At 64.2% G+C, this 26,367-nt stretch carries 33 protein-coding genes; 30 read left to right on the forward strand and 3 right to left on the reverse strand.

The window, feature by feature from the left end; translation table 11 throughout:
• The 20 genes from BMY71_RS20210 (at position 1) to BMY71_RS20300 (ending at position 12,629) form a co-directional block, all read left to right on the forward strand.
• Complete coding sequence (locus BMY71_RS20210; RefSeq protein WP_092685917.1) at positions 1-621, forward strand: ssDNA-binding protein; 621 nt, start codon at positions 1-3, stop codon at positions 619-621.
• A 71-nt stretch (positions 622-692) separates the two neighbouring features.
• The gene (locus BMY71_RS20215) at positions 693-998 is read left to right on the forward strand and encodes a DUF2312 domain-containing protein (protein WP_092685918.1); all 306 of its coding nucleotides are present in this window, start codon (positions 693-695) and stop codon (positions 996-998) included.
• An 8-nt stretch (positions 999-1,006) separates the two neighbouring features.
• On the forward strand, positions 1,007-1,540 hold the full coding sequence (locus tag BMY71_RS20220) for a 3'-5' exonuclease (protein WP_175557739.1): 534 nt from the start codon (positions 1,007-1,009) through the stop codon (positions 1,538-1,540).
• On the forward strand, positions 1,537-2,034 hold the full coding sequence (locus tag BMY71_RS20225; RefSeq protein WP_092685920.1) for a hypothetical protein: 498 nt from the start codon (positions 1,537-1,539) through the stop codon (positions 2,032-2,034). The genes BMY71_RS20220 and BMY71_RS20225 overlap by 4 nt, the downstream gene beginning before the upstream one ends.
• Before the next feature lie 711 nt (positions 2,035-2,745).
• A complete protein-coding gene (locus BMY71_RS25025) occupies positions 2,746-3,264 on the forward strand; it encodes a hypothetical protein (protein WP_175557740.1) in 519 nt (172 codons plus the stop codon).
• A 16-nt stretch (positions 3,265-3,280) separates the two neighbouring features.
• Positions 3,281-3,682 carry an HNH endonuclease family protein gene (locus BMY71_RS20235; protein WP_092685922.1) on the forward strand — a complete coding sequence of 134 codons (402 nt, stop codon included), beginning with the start codon at positions 3,281-3,283 and terminating at the stop codon, positions 3,680-3,682.
• The gene (locus BMY71_RS20240; RefSeq protein ID WP_092685923.1) at positions 3,679-4,197 is read left to right on the forward strand and encodes a DNA N-6-adenine-methyltransferase; all 519 of its coding nucleotides are present in this window, start codon (positions 3,679-3,681) and stop codon (positions 4,195-4,197) included. The genes BMY71_RS20235 and BMY71_RS20240 overlap by 4 nt, the downstream gene beginning before the upstream one ends.
• The gene (locus BMY71_RS20245; protein WP_092685924.1) at positions 4,194-6,437 is read left to right on the forward strand and encodes a DNA polymerase family A protein; all 2,244 of its coding nucleotides are present in this window, start codon (positions 4,194-4,196) and stop codon (positions 6,435-6,437) included. Before BMY71_RS20240 ends, BMY71_RS20245 begins: the two co-directional genes overlap by 4 nt.
• A gap of 67 nt (positions 6,438-6,504) precedes the next feature.
• Positions 6,505-6,702 carry a hypothetical protein gene (locus BMY71_RS20250; RefSeq protein ID WP_092685925.1) on the forward strand — a complete coding sequence of 66 codons (198 nt, stop codon included), beginning with the start codon at positions 6,505-6,507 and terminating at the stop codon, positions 6,700-6,702.
• The gene (locus tag BMY71_RS24535) at positions 6,683-6,898 is read left to right on the forward strand and encodes a hypothetical protein (RefSeq protein ID WP_139202693.1); all 216 of its coding nucleotides are present in this window, start codon (positions 6,683-6,685) and stop codon (positions 6,896-6,898) included. Before BMY71_RS20250 ends, BMY71_RS24535 begins: the two co-directional genes overlap by 20 nt.
• 13 nt (positions 6,899-6,911) lie before the next feature.
• Positions 6,912-7,271 (forward strand): hypothetical protein, encoded by a 360-nt coding sequence (locus BMY71_RS20255; RefSeq protein WP_092685926.1) that lies wholly within the window; start codon positions 6,912-6,914, stop codon positions 7,269-7,271.
• A 452-nt stretch (positions 7,272-7,723) separates the two neighbouring features.
• The gene (locus tag BMY71_RS20265; protein ID WP_092685928.1) at positions 7,724-8,104 is read left to right on the forward strand and encodes a helix-turn-helix domain-containing protein; all 381 of its coding nucleotides are present in this window, start codon (positions 7,724-7,726) and stop codon (positions 8,102-8,104) included.
• Positions 8,101-8,268, forward strand: coding sequence for a hypothetical protein (locus BMY71_RS25030; protein WP_175557741.1), 168 nt, complete (start codon positions 8,101-8,103; stop codon positions 8,266-8,268). The genes BMY71_RS20265 and BMY71_RS25030 overlap by 4 nt, the downstream gene beginning before the upstream one ends.
• Before the next feature lie 188 nt (positions 8,269-8,456).
• Positions 8,457-9,047, forward strand: a complete 591-nt coding sequence (locus BMY71_RS24540) for a hypothetical protein (protein WP_139202694.1) — start codon at positions 8,457-8,459, stop codon at positions 9,045-9,047.
• Positions 9,044-9,262 carry a hypothetical protein gene (locus BMY71_RS20275; protein WP_092685930.1) on the forward strand — a complete coding sequence of 73 codons (219 nt, stop codon included), beginning with the start codon at positions 9,044-9,046 and terminating at the stop codon, positions 9,260-9,262. The genes BMY71_RS24540 and BMY71_RS20275 overlap by 4 nt, the downstream gene beginning before the upstream one ends.
• A 2-nt stretch (positions 9,263-9,264) precedes the next feature.
• Positions 9,265-9,537, forward strand: a complete 273-nt coding sequence (locus BMY71_RS20280; RefSeq protein ID WP_092685931.1) for a hypothetical protein — start codon at positions 9,265-9,267, stop codon at positions 9,535-9,537.
• A complete protein-coding gene (locus tag BMY71_RS20285; RefSeq protein ID WP_092685932.1) occupies positions 9,534-9,725 on the forward strand; it encodes a hypothetical protein in 192 nt (63 codons plus the stop codon). Before BMY71_RS20280 ends, BMY71_RS20285 begins: the two co-directional genes overlap by 4 nt.
• Positions 9,718-9,918, forward strand: a complete 201-nt coding sequence (locus BMY71_RS20290; RefSeq protein ID WP_092685933.1) for a hypothetical protein — start codon at positions 9,718-9,720, stop codon at positions 9,916-9,918. Before BMY71_RS20285 ends, BMY71_RS20290 begins: the two co-directional genes overlap by 8 nt.
• Positions 9,879-10,355 carry a hypothetical protein gene (locus BMY71_RS20295; RefSeq protein ID WP_139202695.1) on the forward strand — a complete coding sequence of 159 codons (477 nt, stop codon included), beginning with the start codon at positions 9,879-9,881 and terminating at the stop codon, positions 10,353-10,355. The genes BMY71_RS20290 and BMY71_RS20295 overlap by 40 nt, the downstream gene beginning before the upstream one ends.
• Positions 10,356-12,629 carry an AAA family ATPase gene (locus tag BMY71_RS20300; RefSeq protein WP_092685935.1) on the forward strand — a complete coding sequence of 758 codons (2,274 nt, stop codon included), beginning with the start codon at positions 10,356-10,358 and terminating at the stop codon, positions 12,627-12,629.
• Positions 12,630-13,034: 405 nt separating this feature from the next.
• Here BMY71_RS20300 and BMY71_RS20305 read toward each other — a convergent pair whose 3' ends face one another.
• The 3 genes from BMY71_RS20305 to BMY71_RS25035 form a co-directional block, all read right to left on the reverse strand.
• Entirely contained in the window at positions 13,035-13,340 is a 306-nt protein-coding gene (locus tag BMY71_RS20305; protein ID WP_092685936.1) for a hypothetical protein, read from the reverse strand.
• A 350-nt stretch (positions 13,341-13,690) separates the two neighbouring features.
• Positions 13,691-14,419, reverse strand: coding sequence for a hypothetical protein (locus BMY71_RS20310; RefSeq protein WP_092685937.1), 729 nt, complete (start codon positions 14,417-14,419; stop codon positions 13,691-13,693).
• 102 nt (positions 14,420-14,521) lie between these two features.
• Positions 14,522-14,680, reverse strand: coding sequence for a hypothetical protein (locus tag BMY71_RS25035; RefSeq protein ID WP_175557742.1), 159 nt, complete (start codon positions 14,678-14,680; stop codon positions 14,522-14,524).
• Positions 14,681-14,866: 186 nt separating this feature from the next.
• Between BMY71_RS25035 and BMY71_RS20315 the strand changes: the two genes are divergently transcribed.
• The 10 genes from BMY71_RS20315 (at position 14,867) to BMY71_RS20360 (ending at position 26,361) form a co-directional block, all read left to right on the forward strand.
• On the forward strand, positions 14,867-15,340 hold the full coding sequence (locus tag BMY71_RS20315; RefSeq protein ID WP_092685938.1) for a terminase small subunit: 474 nt from the start codon (positions 14,867-14,869) through the stop codon (positions 15,338-15,340).
• 394 nt (positions 15,341-15,734) lie between these two features.
• Positions 15,735-16,118: a RyR domain-containing protein gene (locus BMY71_RS20320; RefSeq protein ID WP_210185069.1), complete on the forward strand. Its 384-nt coding sequence runs from the start codon at positions 15,735-15,737 to the stop codon at positions 16,116-16,118.
• Between the two features lie 232 nt (positions 16,119-16,350).
• Entirely contained in the window at positions 16,351-16,590 is a 240-nt protein-coding gene (locus BMY71_RS20325) for a hypothetical protein (RefSeq protein ID WP_092685940.1), read from the forward strand.
• Positions 16,591-16,785: 195 nt separating this feature from the next.
• Positions 16,786-19,293 carry a phage tailspike polysaccharide lyase family protein gene (locus BMY71_RS20330; protein ID WP_139202696.1) on the forward strand — a complete coding sequence of 836 codons (2,508 nt, stop codon included), beginning with the start codon at positions 16,786-16,788 and terminating at the stop codon, positions 19,291-19,293.
• Between the two features lie 93 nt (positions 19,294-19,386).
• Positions 19,387-20,640, forward strand: a complete 1,254-nt coding sequence (locus BMY71_RS20335) for a carbohydrate-binding protein (RefSeq protein WP_139202697.1) — start codon at positions 19,387-19,389, stop codon at positions 20,638-20,640.
• Positions 20,637-21,488 (forward strand): hypothetical protein, encoded by an 852-nt coding sequence (locus tag BMY71_RS20340; protein ID WP_139202698.1) that lies wholly within the window; start codon positions 20,637-20,639, stop codon positions 21,486-21,488. Before BMY71_RS20335 ends, BMY71_RS20340 begins: the two co-directional genes overlap by 4 nt.
• Before the next feature lies 1 nt (position 21,489).
• On the forward strand, positions 21,490-22,119 hold the full coding sequence (locus tag BMY71_RS20345; protein WP_139202699.1) for a hypothetical protein: 630 nt from the start codon (positions 21,490-21,492) through the stop codon (positions 22,117-22,119).
• Complete coding sequence (locus BMY71_RS20350; protein ID WP_092685945.1) at positions 22,120-22,470, forward strand: hypothetical protein; 351 nt, start codon at positions 22,120-22,122, stop codon at positions 22,468-22,470. It begins immediately after the preceding gene.
• 6 nt (positions 22,471-22,476) lie between these two features.
• On the forward strand, positions 22,477-24,123 hold the full coding sequence (locus BMY71_RS20355) for a terminase large subunit domain-containing protein (protein ID WP_092685946.1): 1,647 nt from the start codon (positions 22,477-22,479) through the stop codon (positions 24,121-24,123).
• A complete protein-coding gene (locus BMY71_RS20360; RefSeq protein ID WP_092685947.1) occupies positions 24,124-26,361 on the forward strand; it encodes a hypothetical protein in 2,238 nt (745 codons plus the stop codon). It abuts the gene before it with no gap.
• The last annotated feature ends 6 nt before the right edge of the window (positions 26,362-26,367 follow it).

Raw genomic sequence — 26,367 nt, forward strand, 5'->3', positions numbered from 1 at the left:
ATGGGATCGAGATCGGAAGACTTCAAGACGGGTTTGGTGCGCGTGGCGTTCGCCAACGGCTTGTTCGAACTGCAAGAAGACGATTGGGGTAACAAGAATTGGACGGCGTCGCTGCTGATCCCGAAGGCCGATAGCCTTGCGGTCTACGAGAAGGCCGCGCTTGAAGCGGCCACGGCCGAGTGGGGCGACAAGGCGCGTCAGATGATCAAGGATAAGGTCATTCACAGCCCGTTCCTCGACGGTGACGGCCCGCAAGGCAAGTCGAAAAAGACGGGCGATCCGCACGCCGGCTTCCCCGGGCACAATTTCATTCGCGTGAAGTCGGGCGCCGATTATCGGCCGGCACTGATTGACCGCCAGAAACTGCCGATCGTCGACAAGGCGAAGCTCTATAGCGGCTGCTGGGGCTACGGAGTGCTGCACTGCTTCACCTGGGACAACGACAAGAAGGGCAAGGGCCTGACGTTCGGGATCTCCATGTTCCAGTCGACCGAGAAGGGCGACCGGCTAGGTGGGGGCGGTGGTGTCGACGTCGACAAATGGGCCGAGAGCATTCCCGACGAGGGCAACGCGCCCGAGAGCACGAAGACCGGCGCGGGAGCTGGGGGCCTCTTCGGCTAAAGTGTATCAAATAGAGCAAGACAGCGGCGGGCAATGGCGCCCGCCGCGCACCGCAACCGGAGACTGACAACGTGGCAAAGGTAGACAATCCGCGGGCCGTCGCGGGCGACAACAGCGGCACCGAACAGGCTGCTACCAAGTTCGCAAAGGACGCGCTGAAAGCGCTCGTCGAGCGCATCGAGCGCTTGGAAGACGAGAAGTCGTCGATCGCCCAGGACATCAAGGACGTGTATGCCGAGGCGAAAGGCAACGGCTACGACGTCAAGGTGCTGCGCAAACTGATCGCGATGCGCAAGCGTGATCAGAACGAACTCACCGAAGAAATGACCATCCTCGAAACCTACGCGCACGCGCTCGGCATGGGGGTGTTCGGATGAACCACGCCATGATCGATTTGGAAACCTTCGGCACGCGCCCCGGCTGCGTGATCCGGTCAATCGGCGCCGTGCAGTTCGACCTCGACGGCAACACCGGCGCGACGTTCTACCGGAATATCAGCAAGCAATCGTGCCTCGACGTTGGCCTCGTCGTCGACCCGGCGACTGAACGCTGGTGGGCTGAACAAGCGCCTGCTGCTCAGCGAGCGCTGAGCAACGACCAACGCCCTCTGCGCGAGGTGGCGGAAGAGTTTCGCGCGTGGTTCACTGCCAATGCCGAGTTTGCATGGGGCCACGGCGCGTCGTTCGACCCGCCGTTATGGGAGGCCGCCTGCGTAGCTGCCAAAGCTCTTGTGCCGTGGAAGTTCTGGAACGTCCGCGACACGCGCACCGTGTATCACGTCTTCAACTTCGAAACACGCGATCTACGCCGCCGCGGCGTGCACCACAACGCATTAGACGATGCGATCTATCAAGTCGATTGCGTCGCCGCTGCGCTGAAGAAAGGCTTGCCGGCCCAAGACGGCGGGGTGTTCGCATGAGCATCAAGGCTGTTGGTTCCGGGCTGCTTGCCAGCGCTCAAGCCTTCGTCGATCGCAAATACACCACCCGCGCGGACGCCCGACAGAGAGAAATGGGCTTGGCGTACGTCGAAGCCGAACGCCAAGACTTGGCTCGTGAGATAGCAAGCTTCGCGCAGCAAAACGGGATCGAAGACAAGCTGAACCAGCTCGCCGCCGACGGCCGCCTGCACGGTTTCACGCTTTGGAAGTGCCCCGACCATTGGCAGGCGAACATGCAGACCGGGGCGTCGGCCGGGTGGCGCTGTATGCGTGGCGCGACGCCGGGCGAAGCGATCCGAAAAGTGCTCGACATGGATTATGTCGACGCGATCGACGACGCGCTCGGCGAACCGCCGCTGCCGATCATGACGCGCAGCGAGGCGGATTTCGCGGAGGCTGCGCTGGCTGACGTGCTCGCTGAAGAGGGCGACGAGCCGCCCGCTGGTGACGACGAAGACAGCATCTTCGGATGACCGCCTACTACAACGAGATCGACCCGTTCGCGGCGGCGTGGCTTCGCAACCTGATAGTTGCGGGCCACATCGCGCCCGGCGACGTGGACGAAAGGGACATTCGGGATGTTCGGCCTTCTGACCTCCGAGGATACAGACAAGTCCACCTGTTCGCCGGCATCGGCGTCTGGAGCCGGGCTTTCCGGGGGGGCGGCATCCGGGACGACGAACACGGTTGGAGCGCGAGTTGCCCATGCCCGCCGTTCAGCTCCGCAGGAAAGAAAAAAGCCTGCCCAAGCTGCGGTGGTACAAACCCTGTCCCGCATGTTGGACGAACTGGCTACTTCGTATGCTGCGGTTGCGGCCACGCGTGGCTGGCCGACGACAGGCACCTCTGGCCCGAGGTTTGGCGGCTCGCGCGAGACTGCCGGCCTGGCCGAATTTACGGCGAGCAGGTTGCGAGCAACGACGGACGAATTTGGATCGACACTGTTTGTCCTTCGCTGGAAATCCTGGGCTACACCTCTTGGGCGGTTGATACCTGCGCTGCGGGCTTCGGTGCGCCGCACATCAGACAGCGACTGTATTGGGTGGCCGACGCCAACCGTGACGGACGCGCACCGGGGAGTGAAGGACGCGCGCCCGTGGGATACGGGGCGGCCTCTCGGGCAGGTAGCAGCGCTTACGTCATGGGTGACGCCGAGCGCTCGCGACTGGAAGGACACAGCGGGCATGGCAACGACCGGGACCAACCCGGACGGTTCGGAGCGCTCACGAGTAGATCAGCTACCGCGGCAGGCGCAGCTCGCGAGCTGGACAACGCCGTCCGCGACGGACGGCGACCGCGGTGGGTCTTTGACGCCGAACATGACGGGGACTTCGCTGACGCAGCAAGCCGCGTTCAATCTGGCGGCGTGGCCGACGCCACGGGCAGAGGACAGCGAGAGCAGCGGAGCGCGCTGGAGCCGGGGCACGTTCGATACGCTGACGGCGGTAGCAACGCATCTGGCGGCGTGGTCGGCGGAGGGCGCAACTGGCGGCCCGGCCCGACTAACGGCCTCTGGCAAGATCCTGACTGGCTGCTCTGCCGGGATGACAAATGGCGGCCAGTTGAACCCGGCGCATTCCCGCTGGCTCATGGGCTTGCCGGCCGAGTGGGACGCCTGCGCGCCTATGGCAACGCGGTCAACCTCGCGCAAGCCGAAGGATTCGTCCGAGCCGCCAACGAAGCGATCGAACATCTTCGACTGAACGTCGGAGTGTTCGGATGATCGACTTCCTCGATCCGAACACCTGGGACGCGCCGCCGGACACCGGGCGGGTCTGGCTCGACCCGGCGAATGACCTGTTCGCCGTGGTCGACATGATCGATTACGCCTGGGCGCTTCAATGGGCCTGGTCGGTCACGCCGAACAGCACTGGCCGGAAGTTCTACGCGACGCGGTCGACGCGGCTCAGCGGTCGCGGCGGCCCGCAAACGAAACTCTTCCTGCACAAGGAAATCTTGATCCGCGCCGGCGAAATCCCGCCGAGCCGCAAGCACACGATCGGCGACCATCGCGACGGCGACAGCCTGAACTGCCGGCGCGAAAATCTCGCTTGGGCGACGCCCGTTCAGAACCGTGCGAACCGCCACGGCGTCGCCGCGCTTCAGCGGGTGCTCGTATGAAGGGGATGGGCGGGCACCACAGCCCTGCGGCTGAAAGCGACGTGTGGTTGACACCGCCGGAAATCATCGCTGCGCTCGGACCGTTCGACCTCGACCCCTGCGCCGCGCCCGAACCCCGGCCGTGGCCGACAGCGGCTTGGCACATCACGCTCCCGGAAAACGGCTTGCGGTCGCCGTGGTGCGGGCGCGTCTGGCTCAATCCGCCCTACAGCACGGCTGATATCAAGGCTTGGCTCCCGCGGCTGGTCGACCACGGAAGCGGCACAGCGCTGATCTTCGCGCGCACAGAGACGGACAGTTTTTTTCGCTTCGTGTGGGAGCGAGCCGACGCCGTCCTGTTCCTACGTACGCCGCGGCTTCACTTCCACTACCCGGATGGCCGTCGCGCGGAAAACAACTGCGGCGCGCCGTCGGCGCTCTGCGCCTACGGCGAATATGACGCCTACCGGCTCGAAACGTCAGGCATCCGCGGCAAGTTCATCCGCTTGCGCGAACCGGCTGGGCTTTTCGCATGAAGGGCCTGGAGATCGATTTCGAGACGCGCAGCGACGTCAACATCAAGACGGCCGGCACCTATCTCTACATGGCCTCGGCGCACACCAGAGCGCTGCTCGCGTCATACAGGATCGACGGCGGCCCGCTCCGCCGCTGGTGCTACGGCGAGCCATGCCCGGCGGACATCGTCGAGCACGTCCGTAACGGCGGGCTCATTTGGGCGCACAACGCCAGCTTCGAACGCCTGCTCTGGCAGATGGTGCTTACGCCGCGGCTCGGCTGGCCCGAGGTGTCGACCGAGCAATTCCGCTGCACCGCCGCCACGGCCGCCGCCATGGCGCTGCCGCGCGATCTAGGCGGCCTGTCGGACGCGCTCGATCTGCCGATCAAGAAAAACAAGAACGGCGTGGCGCTGATCCGGCATTTCTCCAGCCCGAGGCGCGCAAAGAAAGGCGAGCCGCCCGGCATCTACTTCAACGAGCCTGAAGACTTCCCGGAGAAGTTCGAACAGTTTCACGACTACTGCGATGACGACGTGGAAGCCGAGGCGGGCGCCGCCGCCCGTATGGTGCCGCTGTCCGACGCCGAGCAGGAAATGTACCTGCTCGACCAGCGCATCAATGACCGCGGAATGCGGATCGACACGCGCTCGGCGCGCGCCGCGCTGCGCGTCGCCGAGCGTGCGAAGATCCTGCTCGATCGCGACATGAAGGAAGCGACCGGCGGCGCGGTCACGGCCTGCTCACAGGTCGGAAAGATCGTCGAGTGGGTCAACGCGCAGGGCGTGCCAATCCCGAGCGCCGCGAAGGCTGAGATTGAAGAGCTGCTCGAAGCCGACGACCTGCCGGCGCACGTACGCAGGGTGCTGGAGCTGCGGCAGGAAGCCGCGAAAAGCAGCGTATCGAAGTTAAGGGCCTTCCTCGGCCGCGCCGGCAAGGACGGACGGGTGCGAGGCGCATTCCTGTTCAACGCCGCGAGCACGGGCCGATGGTCATCAGTCGGCGCGCAGATGCACAACCTGCCGCGCCCGCGGAAGGTTTACAGCGACCTCGCGGAGAAGCACGCGCTCAACCTTGAAACGCTGTTCGAGGCGATCCGCTTCGCCGACCCGAAATATCTGCGCTTCTGCTACGGCGACGAGCTGGGCAAGCCGCTGCATCTGATCTCCGACGCGCTGCGGTCCTTTATTTGGGCCGCGCCCGGCCACGAGCTGCTGGCGGCCGACTATTCGGGCATCGAGGGCGCCGTTGCCGCGTGGTTCGCCGGCGAGCACTGGAAAGTGCAGGCGATGTTCGACCTGATCGCCGATCCGAGTTTGCCGGACCTCTACCGGCGGGCCGCCGCCGGCATCTTCAACACCACGACCGATCTGCTGACGAAGAAAGACCCGCGCCGGCAAGTCGGCAAGGTGTCCGAACTGTCGCTGCAGTATCAGGGCGGCGTCGGCGCGTTCCGTTCCATGGCGCGAAACTACTCGCTCAAGATCGATCCGGTTTACGGGCCTGCATGGGAGGCGGCCAGCGAGGAACGCCGCGAGGCGGCCGTGACGCGTTACGAGCAGTGCGTCAAGCGCGGCGAGGCCACAACGAAGCAGCTCTCCCGCGAAGCCTGGCTCGCCGCCGAACTGGTCAAGGTCGGCTGGCGGGCGACGCACCCGGCGATCGTCGGCGCCTGGCGCGCGCTCGAAGACGGCATTCGCGAGGCGATCGAGAACCCCGGCGCCAAGGTACAGGTGATGAAGTGCACCTACCTTGTGACGCGCAGCTTCCTTTGGTGCCGCCTGCCTTCGGGCCGGTGTCTGGCTTACGGCAAGCCGCGTCTCAGCGAGCAGGTTTGGGCGAAGAAGAAAAACCCGGACGGCTCATGGGCCGACGCCGAAGTGATGCTCCGCACGACCGCCGAGCATCTGGAGCGGGCAGGGCTCGCGAAGGTCGAAAGCAAGGCGAAGCCGGCCGCGACCGCGCTCGGCGTCGACAGTGTGACGCGCAAGTACGTGCGCTTCGCGCTCTACGGCGGGCTCGCCTTCGAGAACATCGTTCAGGCGATCGCGGCCGACCTGCTGCGCAACGGCATTCGGCTGGCCGAGGCGCACGGCTACCCGATCATCGGCCACGTCCATGACGAACTGATCGCCGAGCTGCCGCGCGGGGTGGCCGATCTCGATTTCTTCCTCGAACTGATCTGCCGGCTCGATCCCTGGGCGGACGGCCTGCCGCTTACGGCGAGCGGCTTTGTCGGGAAGCGATACCGCAAGGATTGATGGTCACTTGACGCCAACATACAAATGACATACAAAATACAAATCATCAACTATAGGAGAGGGCGACTTGGCAGCGAGAAAGAAACCTCAAGCCGCGCCAAGCAAGACCAGAACGTCGATCTGGCTCGCTAACGATCTGCGCGCGCAGCTCGACAAGCGATGCGAGGCGGAGAACAGCTCGCTCGCCCGCATGATCGAAATGCTGCTGCGGGACGGCCTGTCCAAGCGGGTCAGGAAGGCGGCCGATGCTTCCATCTTTGGATGACCTCCGGGCGGCGCGACCTGAATTGTCGCTCGCGCTTTACGCCTACACGCCGGGCGGCGCCGTCACGCTGGAAATCCTGCATGACGGGCAGTCCTACAAGTTCACCGGCGCGACTGTCGCCGAAGCAATCCTCGCGGCTTTCGCGCCCCCGCCGGAAGCCGCGCCATCACCGCCTGACAGCGACATTTTCGATTAGGAGGACCACCGACATGAGCTGCAACACCTTTGCGCCAGAAGCTGGCTACCCACAGCACCGCGATCGCGTGTCCTTCCTGCGTATCGGACGTAACTGGTCAATTCTTGCCGGCTACGACATGCGCGGCTACGCGATCCGCCTGCAGCAGTGCACCGACGAGCGCGAGCCTATGGTGAGGGCCGGATGTAAGTATCTCACGTTGAAAGAAGCCCGCAAGCATTGGGTTTCCGCCGGGCGAAACGACACGATTTCTCGCCGCCGGACGGCAGCTCAGGTGCTCATGTTGATCGGCCTCGCTGTCGAGGCGGCGAAGTACAATGGCCTGATCGACGGGAAGGTTCGTTTCAACACGACGCCCCGCAAGGCGAGTTAGCGCCATGTGGCAATTTGGCCCGATTCATAATCAGCGGGGGTCTTACAACTCCGCTGAACACGAGAGCCTGCGCGCAGTGGTGCGATCGGTAATTGTCCACGGCGGCCGCACCTCAGGGTGCGCGCTCAGCGCAGTGCTGCTTGGTCAGAAATTCCCCGCGGCTACGCAGCCTGTTGGCTCGTCGCATCTTACCCCGGAAGAAGCCCGCGAAATGCGGAGGGTAGTAGAAGCCCTTCTCCCGCCCGTTGATCTGATCCAGTGAGGCGCATCATGCTCGAACATGACGAGACGGCACTGCTGTTGCAGCTCAGATCGCGCCATCGCGCTTACACTCGCGGCGGCGACCCCGCGCACACCCTCGACGCCGACACCGCGGAGCTGGAGCGCAGGCTCGACTTGATACGATACGCCCGAGGCGGCGGGCCGCGGTGCGCGCAGAAGGACGACAGGCCATGATCCTGAATTGCCCCTGCTGTGGCCGCGTGACCGAGGCCGAGTGGCCGCTCGTGGATCTCACCACCAACCTGATCGCGCTGCCCGGCGGGGTGTTCAGGGTGAAGCCGAAATGCGCCGAGCTGTATTCGATCCTGCTCGCCGCGCACCCGAAATCCGTCTCCGCTGACGAACTGATTTTCGGGCTGTGGGGTCAGAGCCCGCAACCGCCCGAGCTGCCCGACAAGGCTCTCGGCGCGCATCTGTGGCACCTGCGTCGATTGCTGGAGAAGGGCGGCTTCACGATCGACACGCTGCATTGCAAGGGGTACGTGCTCTTGAAGCCCGGCGCCGTGCCGAAGCACCGCTCTATCCGCAAACGCCTGGAGACGAAGCAGTGACCATCATCCACGGCCTTTATGTCGCCGCGCTTAGCGCTGGCGCGTCAATCGCGCTTCTGCTGTTCGTGATCCGCGTCCAGATCGCAGGCCTGCGCAACGCCGGCGCTTACGGCTACGCGCTCGCCGGCGTGCTCGGGCTGATCCTGCTCGCCTTCACGGCCTGAATGTATCTTTTGACTTGATGCAACGAGAGACGAGGGCTTAGGCTCACGCTCTGCCGGCAAAGCGAAACGGCGGGCCGATTTCTCGATCCCGCCGCCCGACACCAACGCAATCCACCACCTGACAAGCAGAGGACAACACAATGACTAGCGTATTAAATGGAGAAATGCAACAGCATACAGACGTCGAAATGACCACGGAGCTGCGCACGCGGGCACGGCTCGCTTGGGCCGGTTGGCCGGACACCGCCTATACTCGTGAAATTCTCGCTGCGAGCGGGTGCAGCGATCCTGTGTTCGCTGCCGCCTGGGATCGCGTAGTGGCGGTGATCATCGGAGCGGCGCGCTCGATGGGGCTCCAGCAAAAGCCGGTGGGCTATCAGATCGTAGGGCCTAGCGGCGTGGCGAGTAAGACGATAGTCAATCGCTCGTTGCGCGAGGCTGTTGAACGGCGAGGCGGGAAGCTCCGTCCTCTTTACGCTGCACTCGACGCGGAAGCCGGGTCAACGGCCACGCTCGCGCACGAAGCCGTTTGGGGCATGCTCGGCGTCACCAATCACGCCGACGCGGTCTTGAAGTTGAAGCGGTTGATGGAAGAGACGCGGCGTTTCGCCCGCATCGCCGCGATCGATGAAAAGTTCGATACCGCGACCGATTGGGGCTCGTGGATGGTCGGCGCCGCCAACGAGCGCGAGCAGCACGTCAAGAAGCTGCGCGCCGCCGGCTACACCATCAGCCACCGGCACCAGGCACGCACGTCGAGCGGCGAGCGCGTATCGTGAACAAGGCCCCCGTTCACGTCCTCGCGGTCCCGTGCACCGAGGAAGAGTTTCGCCGGTTCGAGGACCTGATCTTCGCGGCGAATGACGCTCGCCACGACGTCCGGCTCGGCGCCCGCGCCGACCTCGCCGCCTTCGTCAACGAGCACGGCAGGGCAAAGTGCGATCTCATGATGGTCGCGCTGGCGAACCACCACGACAAACCCGCGGAGAGCTAGACATGACCGACCTGGAAATCATACGCGCCAAGCTCCCTTGGCAGCGCACCGCCAAGGAAAAGGAACTGCTGCACATCGCCGAGCCGGAGGCCGAAGAAGCGCGCGGTGTCGCTCGCCGGGCGGCCGAGGCGGAGCAGCGCCTCGACGAGCCCGTGTCTCGCCGCGAGCTGTTGGAGGTGATCGCCGCGGTGCGCGCCAAATACGCCGGCAGCGGAACCGAGCCGCGCGACACGATGGCCGACGCGCTCGGCGCGCTGGCGGAGGAATTGAAGTGAAGAAGTGGCACGTTTACGGAAGCGTAGTCGCAACGAAGTATCTCGGCGCGTTCGAGGCTGAGACGGCGGAAGAGGCCGAGCGGGCGGCAATGGCCACGAACGGCCAAGTATCTGTCTGCCACCACTGCAGCGGCGAAGTTGAGAACCCGCAAATCGAAAGCTGCGCCGTCGAGGCCGACAATGCGTGAGATCGATCGCCGCGTTCTCGGGCACATCGAGAACAGCTACGTCATCCGCAAATTTCCCGGCACGACGAAACGGCTCGAAGCGCGAGGCCTGATCGAGCGCACCGGGCCGCTGCGCAGATGGGCGCTGACACCGGCCGGCGCCGTGGTGCTGGCTTGCGCGAAAGCGGTCGAGGCACAAGGGGTTGGGCGATGAACTGTGCAACGGAACAGAGCGTGCTAAACGCGCAATGGAACGCGGCCTGCGCGGCCTGCGCAGCCGAGGACGCCCGCCGCGCGCCGCATGTCCTGATGCGCCCGGCGCTTTTCCCGGACGGCGATATGTGGTGCGCGCTCTACGGCGAGAACCTGCAGGAAGGCGTCGCCGGCTTCGGCGCGACACCGGCCGCTGCGATGGAGCAATTCGATTGGGCGTGGCGGAACGAGCAGGCGGCGCCCGCGGAAGCGTGCGCCGATGCGGAAGTTAGAAGCGAAACCGTCCTCTTCGCTGCGGCCTTCCTGCTCGCCCGACTGCAGGAATTCGACCCTGGCGACTTCGCCGCCGAGCGGGAGTTTAACGGCCACGTGGCGCCGGCAATGGCGCGGCTGAAGAGCGCGATCGAGGGTTGCACCCCGACGGCACACAAACAGTAAATGCTCCAGATCATGCGCGCGCCGCAGACCTTCGCTGATTACGCCGCGCTCGGATACAAGCGCTTAGTTCCGATCATCCCGCCGAATGCGCCGATCAGCGAAACGTCGTCGCTGTTCAAGCGCATCGGCACGCCGCAGGATAGTCGCGGCAAGGCGGTCGGCGTCCGCGGAGCGAACGGCTGGTACGGCTACGACTGGCTCAACCAGCCCGACCCGGACGCCGCCGACCTCAACCGCTGGCAGCGCATGGGCGCCGGCATCGGCATCATGACCGGCCAGGAAGCGCTCGCGATCGACGCCGACACGCTCGATCAAACCTGCGCCGGCAAGATCCTGATCGCGGTGATGGAGCATTTCGGCGCAGTGCCGACCCGCATTGGCCGCTCGCCGAAGGCGCTGTACCTGATCCGTCTCAGCGCGCCGATGCAATACACGCGCGTCGAGTTCGGGCCGCTGAACGAACAGGGCCGGCGCGTCAGCCGCGTCGAGTGCCTCTCGGCCGGCAGGCAATTCGTCGCGCACGGCGTCCACCCGGTCACACTGCAGCCCTACGTGTGGACCACGCCGCTTGTCCCGCAACACCAGCTCCCGATCTTCGCACCCGAGCAGGTGCAGGCCTTCATGGCGCACCTGCGTGAGATCCTGCCGAACACCGGCGAGATCGTTACCGAGGGCGCGCAAACAGAGATCGCGCAAGCCTCTCTCAGAGGCGACCCCGAGAAGGTCCGCGCCGCCGTGAAGGCGACGCCCAACAACTCGGCCATGTTCGGCTCACGCGAGGCCTATCGGGACTTCGGCTATGCGATCAAGGCCGCGCTCCCGGACGACGAGCCCGAGGCTTTCGAAATCTTCGCCGACTGGTGCGCCAGGTGGGAAGACGGCGACAACGATCCCGACGTGGTAGCCGCCGACTGGCGGCGCATGAAGCCGCCATTCCGCCGCGGCGCAAACTGGCTCTACGAGCTGGCCGAGCAACACAGCGGCGGGCAATTTCAAAAGGTCGACGCCTTTTTCGACAAGCTGCCGGACGAACCGGAAAGCCTGTTCCCCAAGGACGCGCCCGAACGCCCCGAACCGATCACGATCAAATGGGTCGCACCGCTCGATTGGGAGGGCGTCACGCCGCCCGTCCGGCGGTTCAAGATCGCCAACATGATCCCGGACGGCGAGGTGACGTTGCTCACGGGCGCCGGCGGCGTCGGCAAGACGCTGCTCGCGCAACAGAGCATGACATGCGTTGCGCTCGGCAGGCCGTTCCTCGGCCGCCGCACCGCGCAGTGCAAGGTGATGATGTTCCTGTGCGAGGACAGCGAAGACGAACTGCACCTGCGGCAACGGGCGATCAACAAAGCTCTCGGCGTCGGCATGGCCGACGTCTCGGACGTGCTGCGCATCGCGTCCCGCAAATACATGGACAACCTGCTGTGCACCTGGGACCGCGCCACCGGCACGATGAAGCGGTCGGACGTCTGGCACCGCCTGCGCGACGACGCGGTGAAGTGGGGCGCGGGCCTGATCGTCGTGGACACGATCGCCGACACCTTCGGCGGCTCCGAGATCGACCGCAGCCAGGTCCGGCAATTCGTGCAAGCGTGTCTCGGCCGGCTGGCGCAGGACATCGGCGGCGCAGTGCTCGCGCTCGGCCACCCGTCCAAGGCGGGCCAGGCGGTCGGCGGCGACGGCACGTCGGGGTCGACAGCGTGGCACGCGTCAGTCCGCAGTCGGCTGTACCTGCAACACGCGTCGCAAGATGGCTCGGGCCCCTTCCGCCGGCTGGAGAACCGCAAGGCGAACTACGGCGCTGCGGGCGACACGTTCATGCTGCGCTGGCACGCCGGTGCGTTCGACATGGTAAGCGGCAAGACGCTCGGCGCCGACGACATGGACGCGCTCGGGGGTGGTGCCGAGGGCTCGGCTTCGGCCGCTGCCGACGCCGGCTTGGCGGGCGTTTCGGGTGGTGCTGGGGCGGCGGGCGGCGGCGCGCCGGCGATGAGCGACGTGATCGACGACGCGCTGCTGGCCGCCGTTGTCGAGGCTGCTGGTGAGGCCGAGCCGGTCGCGCTGTCGTCGTCCGCTAACGCCCGGGCGTACGCACCCAAGGTGCTGCGGAAACGCTCGGCGGTGCTGTCGCTTTACCCGATGGACGACGTTGAGGCGGGTTGGCACCGCGTCGTCAAGGCGGGGCGGGTGAGGGCGGCCCCCGTCGGCAGGAAGGCTAATCGAATGCCGATTATGTCATACGTTTTGCATACAAGCGCAGACGTTTTCAACTGACCGAAAACAGCCTGCTCTCCAGTGCATCGAGTGCCTGCTCTCCAGTGCATCGGAGTGCATCAAGTGCCGAAATTCGTCAATGATTTCAATGCTCCGGTTCCAAATGTATGTCTGCTCTCGGGTGCATCAAGTGCGGAAATTCGCCAGCGATTTCAATGCTCCGCAGTGCATCGGGGTGCATCAAGTGAGGCCACCCCCTAAAGGGGGTGATGCCCTGTTGGGCAGCATCACCCCCGGGGGTCTAGGGGCGCGATGACATACAAATTCGAAGGGCGGTTTATGAAAAGTTTGCCACGCCTTTTGAAACGCCAAAGGCAGCGGCCGACGCCAGGCCACCCGGCCGGCGCAGGGCCGCACGGGTCGAGCGCGGCGGGCGGTCGGCGCCAACCGGGGGCGGCCGACGCGTCAGCACGGCCCCGACCAGCGCACGGCCGTGATGCGCCAATCGTCCGCGGTCGACCCCGCGCCGTCCGGCACCGCGTCGAGCCAAAGCCAACAAGCGCCGTTGACCACGATGAACACCTTGCCGCCGCGCACGGGCAGCGCGTCCGACGGCAGCAAGCCGGCGTCGCGGGAAAACTGCGCGATGGTCCGTCCGACCAGGCGCTGCAGCTTCGGAGCGGCCGATTGCTCGGATTGCTCGGCGGTCTGGCACCCCGCCAGCGCGCCCGCGGTGGCCGCCAGTGCGATAAATCGGGTCAGGACGTGCATCGGTTGCCCCCAGGCGCGAAAAAGCCCCTCACGGGGCTCGTGAGGGGCTTCGATAGCATACGTTTTAGCGCGGTGTCGCTTTTCTCGGCGGCGGGGCGGGCGGCTTGTTGTCTCTGATCAGCCTCCGCAGCAGTGTTTCACAGCTCCAACCGAAGATCCTGGCTGGCGCGGTTAAGCCGAGCAGCAGCGCGGCGAAAAAGATTGCCCAGGCGATCACGGCAGCAACAGGCGGACGCGGGACAGGAAAAACTTGACGGTTTCGGTTGTCGCTTCGCCGCGGTCGGCGCGGCCCATCGCCGCGCCTCTTCTCGGATCGCCCATCCATCCAGTTGCGGGCAAGGTTGGCGCGGTCATTCCGCGGCCTGCGCGGTTGCCGTCGTCGCGGGCGTCGGCGCGTTGAACCAGCCGGGCAACGAGCCGTGGATTTCAGAGGCCCGTGTCGGCATAAGCAACATGAACACGGCAGGCGACCGCGGCCAAGTGATTAGCGCGGGTCCACCTCCAGGGCTCTCATCGTCCTGCGCGGTGATTAGGATCTGATCCAGTCGGTTGACATCGCTTGTTGATGCGCGAGGCCTGAAGTCGTGGAAGTGCGCGGCGATTTCGGCACCGATCGCGCAAATCAACCCCAGGTGCTGAGAGGCGAAAGCCGGTGACACGACGTTCTTGAACGCCTTCGGCACAGCGCGACGGTAGTCCGGAAAAGACCCGTCTATGCGAACGTTATAGGCGGCACCCATCGGTCCGAACCCGCGTTCCGTCTTGCCGCTCTTGTCGCTGTATTCGAAAGCTAGACAAACCCGCGCGTCATTGGAACCGGTGTCGATTATAACGTCGCGGCGCTCCTTACCTTTCGGCCTGCAGAGCTTCAATGCGTCGCGCAGATTGATGATTGCGCTTTCGTTGGCTTCGCCGCTTTCGTCGAAAATGCAGATCAGCTTACGGCCATCGGTGGCGGTCATTCGCACACCGCCGCCGCTCTGAGGTTCGACGAAAACGCCATTGAGGTAGTATCTCGTTTCCTCGTTCGAAGCGGCGAGCATGGCTATGCGGAACAAGTTAGCGTTGAAACGTAGCATCGTAGGTTACCTCTATGGTTTACGTGTCAGATGATGAAAGCAAAGATGACGAATGAGCCGGCGAAGCCGATTAGCAGCGTCCAACCGTTGGGCATTTGCACCTCACTGTCTTGCGCCATTTGATACAGCGGTGCCGCGCGACCAGTCGGCGGTCGACATACCGGGGCGCATTTCCTGCCCGAGCCGGTGCCACACATCCATGCGCGATCCGAGATAGGCGATATTGGCGCGGCCGTTGGTCATGTCGATATTGTGAGCCATTGGGGAAACCTCGTGTTCAGCGGCGTGATTGCCGTATGCCTTACGTATGTCATTTGTATGCCGTGGTCAAGTGGTGTGAGATACAAAATTTGCAGATCAAAGGCGTAGGGTGTAAACGGTGATTTCTGGAGTAATTCAACGGCTTACAAGCCTATGGGGTAATTCGGGGGATTGGAGTTGTGAGAAATGGCGTTGAAGAACGGGCGGTTAACGCCGATGGAGCGGGAGTTTGCGAAGCAAATGGCGCGGACAGGCGATAAGCTGTATGCGGCGACAAAGGCCGGCTACGCGCAACCTGCGGTGCGTTCGTCGCAAACGCTGCAGCGGCCGGAAGTGCAGGAGGAAATCAGGCGGCAGGCGCAACACCGCTTGCGCACCGAAGGCGCGCAGATCGGCGTTGACGTGCTGATCGAGCTTGCCCAGGACAAGAAACAGAAGGGTTCGACGCGCGGCATGGCGGCGAAAAGCCTGGTGCAGCTATCAGGTATCGCGGGCGCTAACGCGCTTAGTGAGGCGGACCTCGCTGAAATGCCGGCAGAGAAGATCCGCGGCCTGCTGGCAGAAGCGGAACGGCTGCTGTCCGAGCGCATGGCGGCGGCGCGCGTGATCGAGCACGAGCCCGCAGCGATCGAGGTTGAAGCGGGCGACGTGTTCGACTGACTGCGCGCAGGGCCGCGCGCAAAGCTGGTGGCGATCCGCGCAGAAACCTAAGTAAATTGGGCGTTGCGTGAACATCGCTGATATCGTTACACCCCGATCGGACGCGGGGTGCGTCGGCGACGCGGCTCGGCACCGGCCTGCGGCCGGGCTGGCCCCTGGGGGACGGTTTGCCCGCCAAAACGCAGACGGCGTCGGGTGCTCACACAAAATCGCGCCCCAAAATCCGAATTCGGGCTGCGCTCGAAATCCGAATTTGAAAACGGCCGAGACGGCCAAGACGCCGAGGCGACGAGACGCCGCCGGGCTTGGCGTTCACCTTGACGGTGTATGTCACTCATGAGATACATGCAGGACATCAACGCGAGAGGACAACGCAATGAGTGAGCACGAGGGGTTGCCCGCCGGCGGCTGCGAGCCGCGGAGCGCAACGACCGATCCGCGCAGGATCGCAGAGGTTTGCCACGAGGCGAACCGGGCGCTTTGCGAGGCGTTCGGCGATCACACCCAACCTGCATGGGCCGACGCCCCGGCATGGCAACGTGTGAGCGCGATCGCGGGTGTTCAATTCTGTATCGCCAACCCCAGCGCGCCGCCGAGCGCCAACCATGACAGTTGGCTCGAAGAGAAGCGCGCGACCGGCTGGCGCTACGGACCGGCCAAGGACGCCAAGGCGAAGACGCATCCGTGTTTCGTGCCGTACGCTCGATTGCCGCCCGGGCAGAAAGCGAAGGACCACGTCTTCAAGGCGATCGTGGCCGCCATGTCGCGAAAGCACTGACGACATGGCCGAAGCAAAGCCGTCATGCGCCCGATGCGTGTATGCTAGGGCGCTCCCAGGCACCGGGAAGAACGCACAGGGGGAGGAAGTGGCCGTCGCGTTGTGCTGCTTCAACCCGCCGACTGTCTTCCCCGCAACCGGCGCGTCACATTTCCCGATTGTTGGCCTCGACGACAGTTGGTGCGGGAAGTTCAAGCCGTCCTCGCGCCGCAAAATTGCACGGAGGCGGTGAATGGATTGGAAGACAGCGAGGAAGCTGGTCGAACAGGTCCCGTCGGTGAGCGTGATCCCGTTCGACAGCAGTGCGCCGCGGATGTTCTGCATCCGGGCCAAGGACGGCACGGTGCCTTACTCGATCATGTTGCCCGAAGGCGATGACGATCTCGCCGAGGCGCAGTTCCTCATGATGCTGCACCACGGCCGGATTTGGTTGATCCAGAACCCGCCGCCCAAAATGCCGGTGGTGGCGTAATTCAGGCCGTTGACGGGTGACAGACACGGCGATACGTTGACCGCGTGGCCGGCTTCTCAGGTTGCGAACCCGCCGGTCACTCGCCATGTTGTCTCCCACGCACTGACTTGGCCGCCACGGACACCTCCGCGGCGGCCTTTTCTTGTAATCAATGGTCTGATATGTCTCGTGACACGATGGACATGAGGGCAGGGCGTGCCGTATCCACGACTTTACAGTCCGAGCTATAGCTACACCGATTTTTCGGCCGCGCAGGGCGACAGCGGGTTCCCCGGAACGCGTATTGACGCGGACCTGGCGGGCTTGAGCCAAACCATCGCGAACGTGGCCGCCTTCATGCAGGGCGTCATACGGTCGGACGGCGCGCTGAACAACGGCGTCGTCACCTATGACAGCCTGGCGCCCTCGCTGCAGACGGCAGGGCTGATACCGGCCGACGGTTGGGCACCCGGGGTGAACTTCGCTGCCGGCCAGCCTGCCGTCGTGAACGACGGGCTCTATCGCTCTCGCGCGCTGCATACGGCGTCAGCGAATTTCGCCGCTGATCTAGCGGCTGGGCTTTGGCAGTTCGTGTTCGCGCTGCCGCTCGGCCCGGTCGGACCGAAGGGTGACGTCGGCGCGACCGGGCCGAAGGGGGACACCGGGGCGATCGGCCCGGTCGGCGCCTCTTACGCAGCAACATCAAGCACCAGCCTTACGATCGAACCCGGCGTAAAGACCGTGACGACGCAGGCCGGTCTCGCGTACGTGTATGGTTCGCGCGTGCGCCTCACGCCGGCCGCCGGTGCTGCTAACTACATGGAGGGTATTTGCACCGAGTATATCGGCCCGTCGATGACGATTAACGTCACGCGTTTTGCCGGTAGCGGCACATTTGCGGCTTGGACTATCAGCCTAGCTGGCGATCCTGGCAGCGGTGACATGTTTTCGGCCGCGAATTTATCGGATCTTGCCAACTACACAATCGCTCGGAATAACCTCGGCGTCGGGGCGATCGTCAATGGTCGAACGGAATTGGCGGGCCTGCCTGCCAGCGTTATGACATATCGGTCGGCTGAATTGATGGAAGCCGGGCGCGAAGGTCGCTTCAAGTGGGTCGGGCAAAATCTGGCGTCGAAGGTTGCCTCCGACCTATCTCAAGGGCTCTATGTCGCACCGTCATTCGATCCTACGGGCGCGAGCGGCGCGTGGGTGCGCGTGTTCAGCGGCCCCGCAATCGCGACGTGGTGGGGCGTTGATCCCACCGGCGTTGTTGACGCTGGCGGGTTGATCAGCCGGATTTTCGGCACGGCCGATGTCAAATGGCTGCGCTTCCCCGCGGGGTTGTACCGCATTGATACGTCCCCCGATCCGCGCACCACTTCGATAGTAATCACGGGAGACGGGAAGGGGATCACTGTCCTCAATTTCAGCAACGCCGCAGCTCGTTTTCAGTTCAACGGGTCAATCAGCGCTTTGCCGACGCTTAGCTCTTACATGCGCACCGAACGAGACTACGCGGCGTTCTCGTCCGCGCACAGCCTTGCACCGAACGACTTGTTTCTTGCGTTCAAGCCGGGTGCGAACAGCTTCTTCGACTCTAACCGCCCCGGACAGGCGCGCAATTACACTCAGGCTGAGTTCTTCACAGTCGCTAACGTTACAAACGCGACAGACGTGAAGATATTCGGCCGCCCGTCAGACCTTTACACGCCGTCAGACACGGCGATGTACAAGGTCAATCCGATATCGTTTTCCATGTCCGACCTTACAATAACGGGCGGGGCCGTGGAAGCTATCGTCTACGTGCTGTGGGCTCGCGGCGTCGACATCCGAAACGTTGAACTCAAGGCAAAAGACTACTCTGCGATCGAGATTGACCGTTGCTTTGACGGTAAGCTCTCCGGGGTGTCGTGCTCGAACAGCTCGACTTCTGGCGGCATGTACGGCGTCTCGCTCAATAGCTGCACCAACTTTACGTATGACGGCGGATCGCCGGCCGCCGGGCGCCACGCGATTGCTCTCGGGCAGCGCGAAGAGGTTGGAGCCGGTCCAAATCGTTACATTTGGATCGTCAACACCAGGCTTAGCAATGCAAGCAACGGCATCGGTGCTGCCGATATGCACGGCAGCGTCGAGAGCATATTTTACGACAATTGCGTACTTGATGGTGGCCTTGTCCTTGCCGGGAAAAATGTCAGCGCCAGAAATTCGATCATCAGGCAAATGCCGGGCGACACGAACGGCAGCGCCGTTTACGGGTCCGAGTTCTTGGGCGGGACATTCACGCTCGAAAACATCAAATTTATAGTTCACTACGGAAACTTGGCATACGGGCTTATCCGCCTGTCGCCCGGGAACACGCTAAAGCAAAAATGCAACTTCATATTCCGAAACATCACGATAGACAGCCAGCTCGGCTACGACGACACGGTCTCGACGTCCAGATTGATTTATGTCGGCGCCCGTTCAGCCAATATGGCTGTCAACGTTGTTGTCGACGGCCTCATTGCTAACGTCAGCAGCCTCGATGCGGTTATCTACGCGCACGACGAGGAACTCTCGACGCTCAATTCGGACTACCTCGTGGCTGATAACGTGACGCTCAAGTGCGGCGGATCACGCAACTGCATCGCCGCAACGTCTGACATTGCTGCGGTCAAGACCAGGCAGCAGGGCACTACCGGCACAGGCGGCGGCCTTGCCCTGACCTGGCCGAACTAGCCCGGGCCAGGCCGCGCCGATCGAGGGTCGATTGCGTTGTCTTGTCGTTCTGTTATGTATTGCGACGGAACAGACAAAAACGATGGTCTCGCCTTGGTCGGATACCCGGAAGTCTACAGCATAGCTTACAGCTACGCCGATTTCAGCCTAGCCCAAGGGAACAGCGGGTTTCCGGGCGCGCAGGTTGACGACGACCTGGCGGGGCTGCAGGCCAGCATCGAGAATGTGGCGGCTTTCGTGCAGAAAGCCATCCGAGCCGACGGAGCGCTGAACAACGGCATTGTCTCCTACGACAGCTTGTCGCCGGGGTTGCAGGTTGCCGGGCTCGCGCCGGCGAACGCGTGGCAGGCGGGTGTCTCCTACGTGGCGGGGGCGAACGTTGTTCTGCTGGGCAAGCTGTATCGATCGACCACCGCGCACACCTCCGGGGTTTTCGCGTCGGATCTCGCGGCGGGTTTGTGGTTGCTGATCGCCGAATTGCCCGCAGGTCCGCCCGGCCCGAGCGGCACCGGTTCGGGCGACATGCTGAGATCGCAAAACCTGTCCGACGTCGACGACCCGGCGGCGGCGCTCGCGAATATCGGCGGCGTGCCGCGCTCCGGCGGTGCGTTGACCGGCCCCTTGACGCTCGCCGGGGACCCGACGGTAGCGCTGCACGCGGCGACGAAGCGCTATGTGGATACGACCGTCGGCGGCGCGGCGTGGCGCACCGGCAGCGTGCGCTTGACGTACCAGAGCGTGGCCGAGGCCGGTTGGATCATGATCAACGACGGCTCGATCGGCGACGGGGCCTCGGGCGCTACGACCCGCGCAAACGGTGACACCTGGGCGTTGTTCGCCTTGATGTACGCCCTCCCGATTGGCCTGACACTGCAGAATAGCAGCGGCAGCGTAGTCGCGCGCGGGGTGTCGGCGGAAGCGGACTACGCCGCTCATCGCAGGCTTGTGCTCCCGAAGACGCTCGGGCGCGCCATCGGCGTCGCCGGCTCCGGAGCCGGGCTTACGCCGCGCGCGATGGGGGCAGTCGTGGGGGCCGAGAACCATCTGTTGACCCTTCAGGAAGCGCCGTCGCATTCGCACACCGGCGGCGGCGCCGGCTACACCGATACTATGGATCGAAATACTTCGCACTCCCACGCTTACAACAGGCCTTTCAGAGGCGGAACCGCAGACGGCGGCGGCTATACGTGGTGGCTGCAAGAACTACAAGTCTACGACACGACGCCAGCTAATATCGATCACCAGCATTACTTCACCTATTCGTTCACCACGTCGGAGAGCGGTGGTGGCGCGGCTCACAACAACATGCAGCCGACAACCTTCCTGAATGCGGAGATGAAGCTATGAGAAAGTTAGAGCCGGCGTCGATCCGCTACAAGAACCCGGGAGCGATGTGGGGAAGCCCCATTGCTATCAAGTGGGGCGCACAAAAGCGCGCCGTCACGCTGAACGACGGCAAAGGGCAGGGCAACAACATCGCCGTGTTTCCGACCTACGTTCAAGGTATCTGCGCGCAACTTGATCTATGGCGGACGTCGAAGAACTATCGCAACAAGCGCTTCGCCGACGCCATCGCGATCTGGTCGGGTCACAACGAGGTGCCGTCTTACATCGCGTTTTGCAAGGCTCGCGTCCCCGGCCTGACCGAAAACACGGTTATGAACGATGCGTTTTGGAGCGGGCCTTCGGGGGTTGCGTTCCTGAAAGCTCAGGCGTGGCATGAGGCTGGAAAGCCATATCCGGCACCCGATGCGGACTGGATCGAGGCGCAGCGCCGCGTCTTCGCGGCCAACCCCGCGAAACTCGGCGTCGGCGCGACCACGACCACCGTTGCAGCGGCCACGGCCACGGCCACGGCCACGGCGGCCGTCTCGGCCACGGTGACGAAAGGCGCGCACGAGGGCTGGGGCTGGGAAGCGTGGTTGATCGTCGCGGCGGCCGTCGCGGCGGCCGTCGCGGCGGCCGTGTGCGCGGCGGCTGTTTGGCGGTTGTGGAAGCGAAAAGCTGCCGCGCGGCCGCAGCTCGCGTCGACCGCATCGGAGGCGCAGGCGCGTTACGATGCGTTCAGCTTGCCGTCGGCGCCCGAGGCAGAGCTGGCGCCTAAGCAAGCTCGTAAGTCAGCGGTGCGCGCGCGGAAGCCAGCGGCGAAGAAAACGGCGCGGAAGCGGAAGCCCGCCCAGGAAGTGGTGGCCTGACATGGCGGTCAATCTTGGGAGTTGGGGGTGGGCTGTCGGCCTTGCGATCGACTTCGGCGCGCCGGTGCTCGGCGCGGCGCTCGGCGTCCCGGGCCTCGCCGGCGAGGCGGGCCAGATCCTCAAGCGCGCGCTCGGGCTCGCGCCGAACGTGTCCGAGGCGACGGTTCGCTCGACGATCGAGGCTGATCCGGAGGCGGCGAGATCGGCCTTCGCGCAAGCCAACAGCGACGCCGCGGCGAAGTGGGACTATCTGGCGCGCGTGATCGAGGCGCAAGCCGACGTCGCGAAGACGCAGATCGGCGAAGTCAACGAGACGATCCGCGCCGAAGCCCGGGTTATGGCGGCTTCACCGAATAAGTGGTGGGGCCATTGGCGAACGATCATGGCCTACGAGCTGACGGTCGAGTGCCCAGCGTGGGCCGCGCTCATGATGTGGTGCATCTGGACCGGCAAGGTCGCCGATCTGTTGGCTGCGGCGACGGTTTTGACCGTGTGGTGGGGCGTGCGTTTCGGGGTGCTCGGCGTCCACGTGTGGACCGGCAGTAACGAGCGGCAAACCGCGATCACCGGCCAACCGATCGGCGGCGTCGCTTCGGCGATAGCGTCCGCAGTGACGCGAAAGGTCAGATAAATGTCGAGTGCGCTGCCAGCCGAGCTGACGGAACTAACAGAGGCACAAAAGGCGTTTCTCGTTTGCCTGACAGACCAGCGCGTGGCGAACATCCTTGAGGCGGCCGACGATTGGTTTGACCTTCGGCCGGAGGCGAAGGACTTGTTGCGCAACGCCAAGCCCGAAACGTTGGAGTGGCTGGAGCGCGCGTCGAAGGACGACATAGAGCTGCTGAAATACAGCATTTCGTTTATCTCGGCGTCGCGACTGCTCGGCAAGGTCGGCTGGTTCATAAGCGCGATGCTCTTCGGCATCGCTGTCGGCGTGCTTACGTTGTGGGACCGCGTCAAGACCATGATCGTGGCGAAGTAACTGCCAATGCCGCGGAAAACCGCCATAGACCCGAAGACAGGAAAGCGGTTCGATTTCGTCGATCCGGCGCACAAGACGCCCGAGGATCGCGAGGAAACGCTACTTCGTAGCCAGGTCATGTTGCTGCGGCGCCAGGCCAAGGCGCTCGAAGCGCGCGACCGCTTTATGCCGTTCATCAAGTACACGTCGCCCGATCCGGAAGCGCCGAACGACCCGGACCGGTCGAGCTACAAGAACGCCCGGCATCACGACGCCACAGCGCGCGCCATCGAAGAGGTCGAGAAAGGGAACATCCCGTTTCTGATCCTCGTCGAGCCGCCGCGGCACGGCAAGAGCGAGCAGGTGTCACGAAAGCTGCCGGCGTGGTACGCGGGCCGCCACCCGCGCGAGAACGTTGTCGTTGCGACATACAGTGACGAGTTCGCCGCCGACTTCGGCGCGAATGTCCGCGCTGTGATGCACTCCCCCGCCTACAAGCAAGTGTTTCCGAACGTGAAGCTGACGCGCGGCGGCGCGGCCAAGGACCGGCTGCAGACGACCGAGGGCGGGCTGTTGTTCTTCGTCGGCCGCGGCGGCGCGCTGACCGGCCGCGGCGCGCATATCCTGATCGTTGATGACCTGATCAAGGACGACAAGGAGGCCTCCAGCCAGGCGATCCGCGATCAGGCGTGGAACTGGTTGACGCGTGTTGCGCTGACGCGCCGGCAGGGCCGGAAGCTCGTCATCCTGACGTTCACTCGCTGGCACTCGGACGACCCGATTGGCCGGCTCACAGACCCGGAGAACCCGCACTACAACCGCGAAATCGCGAAGGGCATCAAGATTATCAGTATGCCGGCGATCGCCGAAGAGGGCGATCCGCTCGGCCGCGAGCCGGGCGAGGCGTTGTGGCCGGACGGCCCGGATCAATTCAATCTCGACTTCCTGCGCCAGCAGCAAGCGTTGGACCCGCTCGGGTTTTCCGCGCTTTACCAGGGGAGGCCGAGCGTTCTGGACGGCGATCTGTTCAAGCGCGACGATGTCCGTTATTGGCGCCCCGAAGACTTGCCGGAAAACCTGCGCAACTACTGCGCATCGGATCACGCGCTCGGCCAGAACCAACGCAACGATCCGACGCTGCTTGCCGCGTTCAGCATCGACGCGCAAAGCAATATCTACGTGCGGAGTTGCTACTGGCGGAAGCAGCCGACGAACGTTGTCGTCGAAGCGATGCTCGACATGGCGCAGGCTCACAAACCCCTGCTCTGGTGGGCCGGGCGGGATCATATCACGAAGTCGATCGGGCCGTTCCTGCGCAAGCGTATGATGGAGCGCGAGACGTACATCAACATCCGCGAGGTGCCGACGATCGGCGACAAGGTAGCCGGCGCGCAGGCGATCGCCGGGCGCTTCGCGATGGGCAAGGTGTTCTGGCCGAAGGGTGAGCCTTGGGTAGAGCGAGCGATCAACGAGTTGCTCGCGTTCCCGAACGGGCTGCACGACGAATGGGCTGACGTGCTGGGCCTGATCGGGCGCGGGATGCAGAGCCAGACCAAACCAAGCGTTGCAAAGCCGAAGACGGGCGAGCCAGCGTACGGCACGATGGCGTGGATGAAGAAGCATGACAGGTGGACGAAAGAGCGTGAGGCCGAGCAAGCGGCCGGAGGATTTTAGATGTCTCTTCTCGACGGTGACGCGGTGGCGCCGATCAACTTGACGAACAACGTGCCGGACGACAACGAGCCGGAGGCGGATGCACGCGGCGAAGAGAAGACGCCAGCCGAGAGCGAACGCGCGCTGGTCAACAAGATCATAAGGAAGATCAAATCCGACAAGCTGAAGCACGCTCCGGCTTTCAAGCGGATGAGGCACGCTATGTTCGTCGCGATGTGGGGCCGCGACGAAAATTGGAGCGAGGATAATTACAAAGCGAACATCGCCGGGCGCCACGTTAAGCAGAAGACGGCGACGCTCTACGCGAAGAACCCGAAGGCGACCGCGCGCCGCGCCGAGCGGTTGGAGTTTGCGCTGTGGGATGAGACGCCCGACACGCTCGCGCAGGCTGTGCAAGTCATGCAGCAGAGCGCGATCGCCGAGCAGATGCACGCGCAGGCGCAACAGCAACTCGTCGCCGCAGCGGTGCAAGACCCGCTCGGCGCGGCGGTGATGATGGGTCACAACGGCGGTCCGCCGCTGGAGCCCTACCAGCCGCCGCCGGAAGCGATGGCGGCGAGCGCCTTGCTGGAGGACTTCCAACAGGGGTTGGAGCGGCGGAAACAGCTCGACAAAATCGGCAAGACGCTGGAGATCCTCTACGCGAAGGCGCTCAAGGAGCAGAAGCCGGTCGACTTCAAGACCGGCGCCAAGCAGCTCGTGCGGCGGACATGCACGACGGGCGTTGGTTACGTCGAGCTGGGGTTTCAGCGGGAATACGGCCCGCGCCCGGGTATCGTCGAGAGGCTCGCTGACGCGCGGGCGCGCCTCGGCCATCTGCGCACGCTCGCCGAGCGCGCGGCTGAAGGCGAGATCGAGAGCGCAGACGCGGAGATGGCCGAGCTGGAGGCGTCAGTCGCGGCGCTCCAGAGCGAGCCCGAGATCGTCATGCGCGAGGGCCTGATCTTCGACTACCCGCGCTCGACGAAGGTGATCCCCGACCAGCTCTGCAAAACCCTGACAGGCTTCATCGGCGCGCGCCACCTCACGCTCGAGTACGACTACACCGTCGACGAGGTCCGCGAGCTGTTCGACGTCGATTTGAAGAAGTTCGCCCCGTACACGGCCGACGGCAAGGCCTACCGGGAGGCTGTCGGCGTGGTGTTCGACGAGGACGGCGGCGACATGACGCCTGGCCCGTCCGACGGCCTCGTTCGTGTGTGGAAGCACTACGACAAGCCGAGCGGGTTGGTCTATTTCGTGGCGGACGGCCACGACGCGTTCTTGCGCGAGCCGGCAGCGCCGGACGTGTATGTTGAAGACTTCTGGCCGGTGTTTGCTTTGACCTTCAACGCGGTCGAGAGTGAGGACGAACTTTTCCCGCCGTCGGACGTGCACCTGCTGAGCGACATGCAGAATGAGCACAACAGGTCGCGGCAGGGCAAACGCGAGCACCGGGAAGCTCGGCGGCCACGCTGGGTTTTCCCGAACGGCGTGTTCGAGGAAGAAGACGTCAAAAAGATTTCGAAAATGAAACCTTACGACGCGATCGGGCTCAACATGGACCCCGGCACCGATATCTCAAAGGTGCTGCAGGCTATGCCAGTGCCCGGCGTCGACCCGAACCTCTACGACACGGGGGAGAGCTTCGGTGACGCCCAGCTCGTCGTCGGCGCTCAGGAAGCCCAGCTTGGCGGCGTGTCGAGTTCGAGCGCTACCGAGGCGGCGATCGCCGCCGGCAGCACCAGCACGGCCGACAGCTCCAGCGTGGACGACCTTGACGGCTTCATGTCCACCCTGGCCCGCGCGGCCGGGCAGATACTGCTCCGCGAAATGTCAGAAGAGCAGGTAAAGCAGATCGTCGGCCCGGGTGCGGTCTGGCCGCAGATGTCGCTCGCTGACATTGCCGGCGAAATCTATCTTGAGATCGAGGCCGGCTCGATGGGCAAGCCGAACCAGGCAATCGAGATCAAGAACTGGAGGGAGATACTGCCGCTGCTGATCCAGATGGGTTCGATCAAGCCGTATTGGCTCGCGAAGGAAACGTTGCGCCGCCTCGATGACCGCATGGATCTGACCGAGGCGCTCGTTGAAGGTATGCCGTCGATAGCGGCCCTCAACCAGAACGCGCAGCCCAGCGCAGCCGGCGCGGTAAACGACCCGAGCGCGCAGGGCGCGGCGGGGGCTAGCAACGCGCCGAAGGGGCCGTCGGAAGTCCAACCGGGCAGTGAGGCGCCAATGGGCAATAACCGCGTGTGATCTGTT

It is taken from the genome of Rhodopseudomonas pseudopalustris, from assembly GCF_900110435.1.
Lineage (GTDB): Bacteria > Pseudomonadota > Alphaproteobacteria > Rhizobiales > Xanthobacteraceae > Rhodopseudomonas > Rhodopseudomonas pseudopalustris.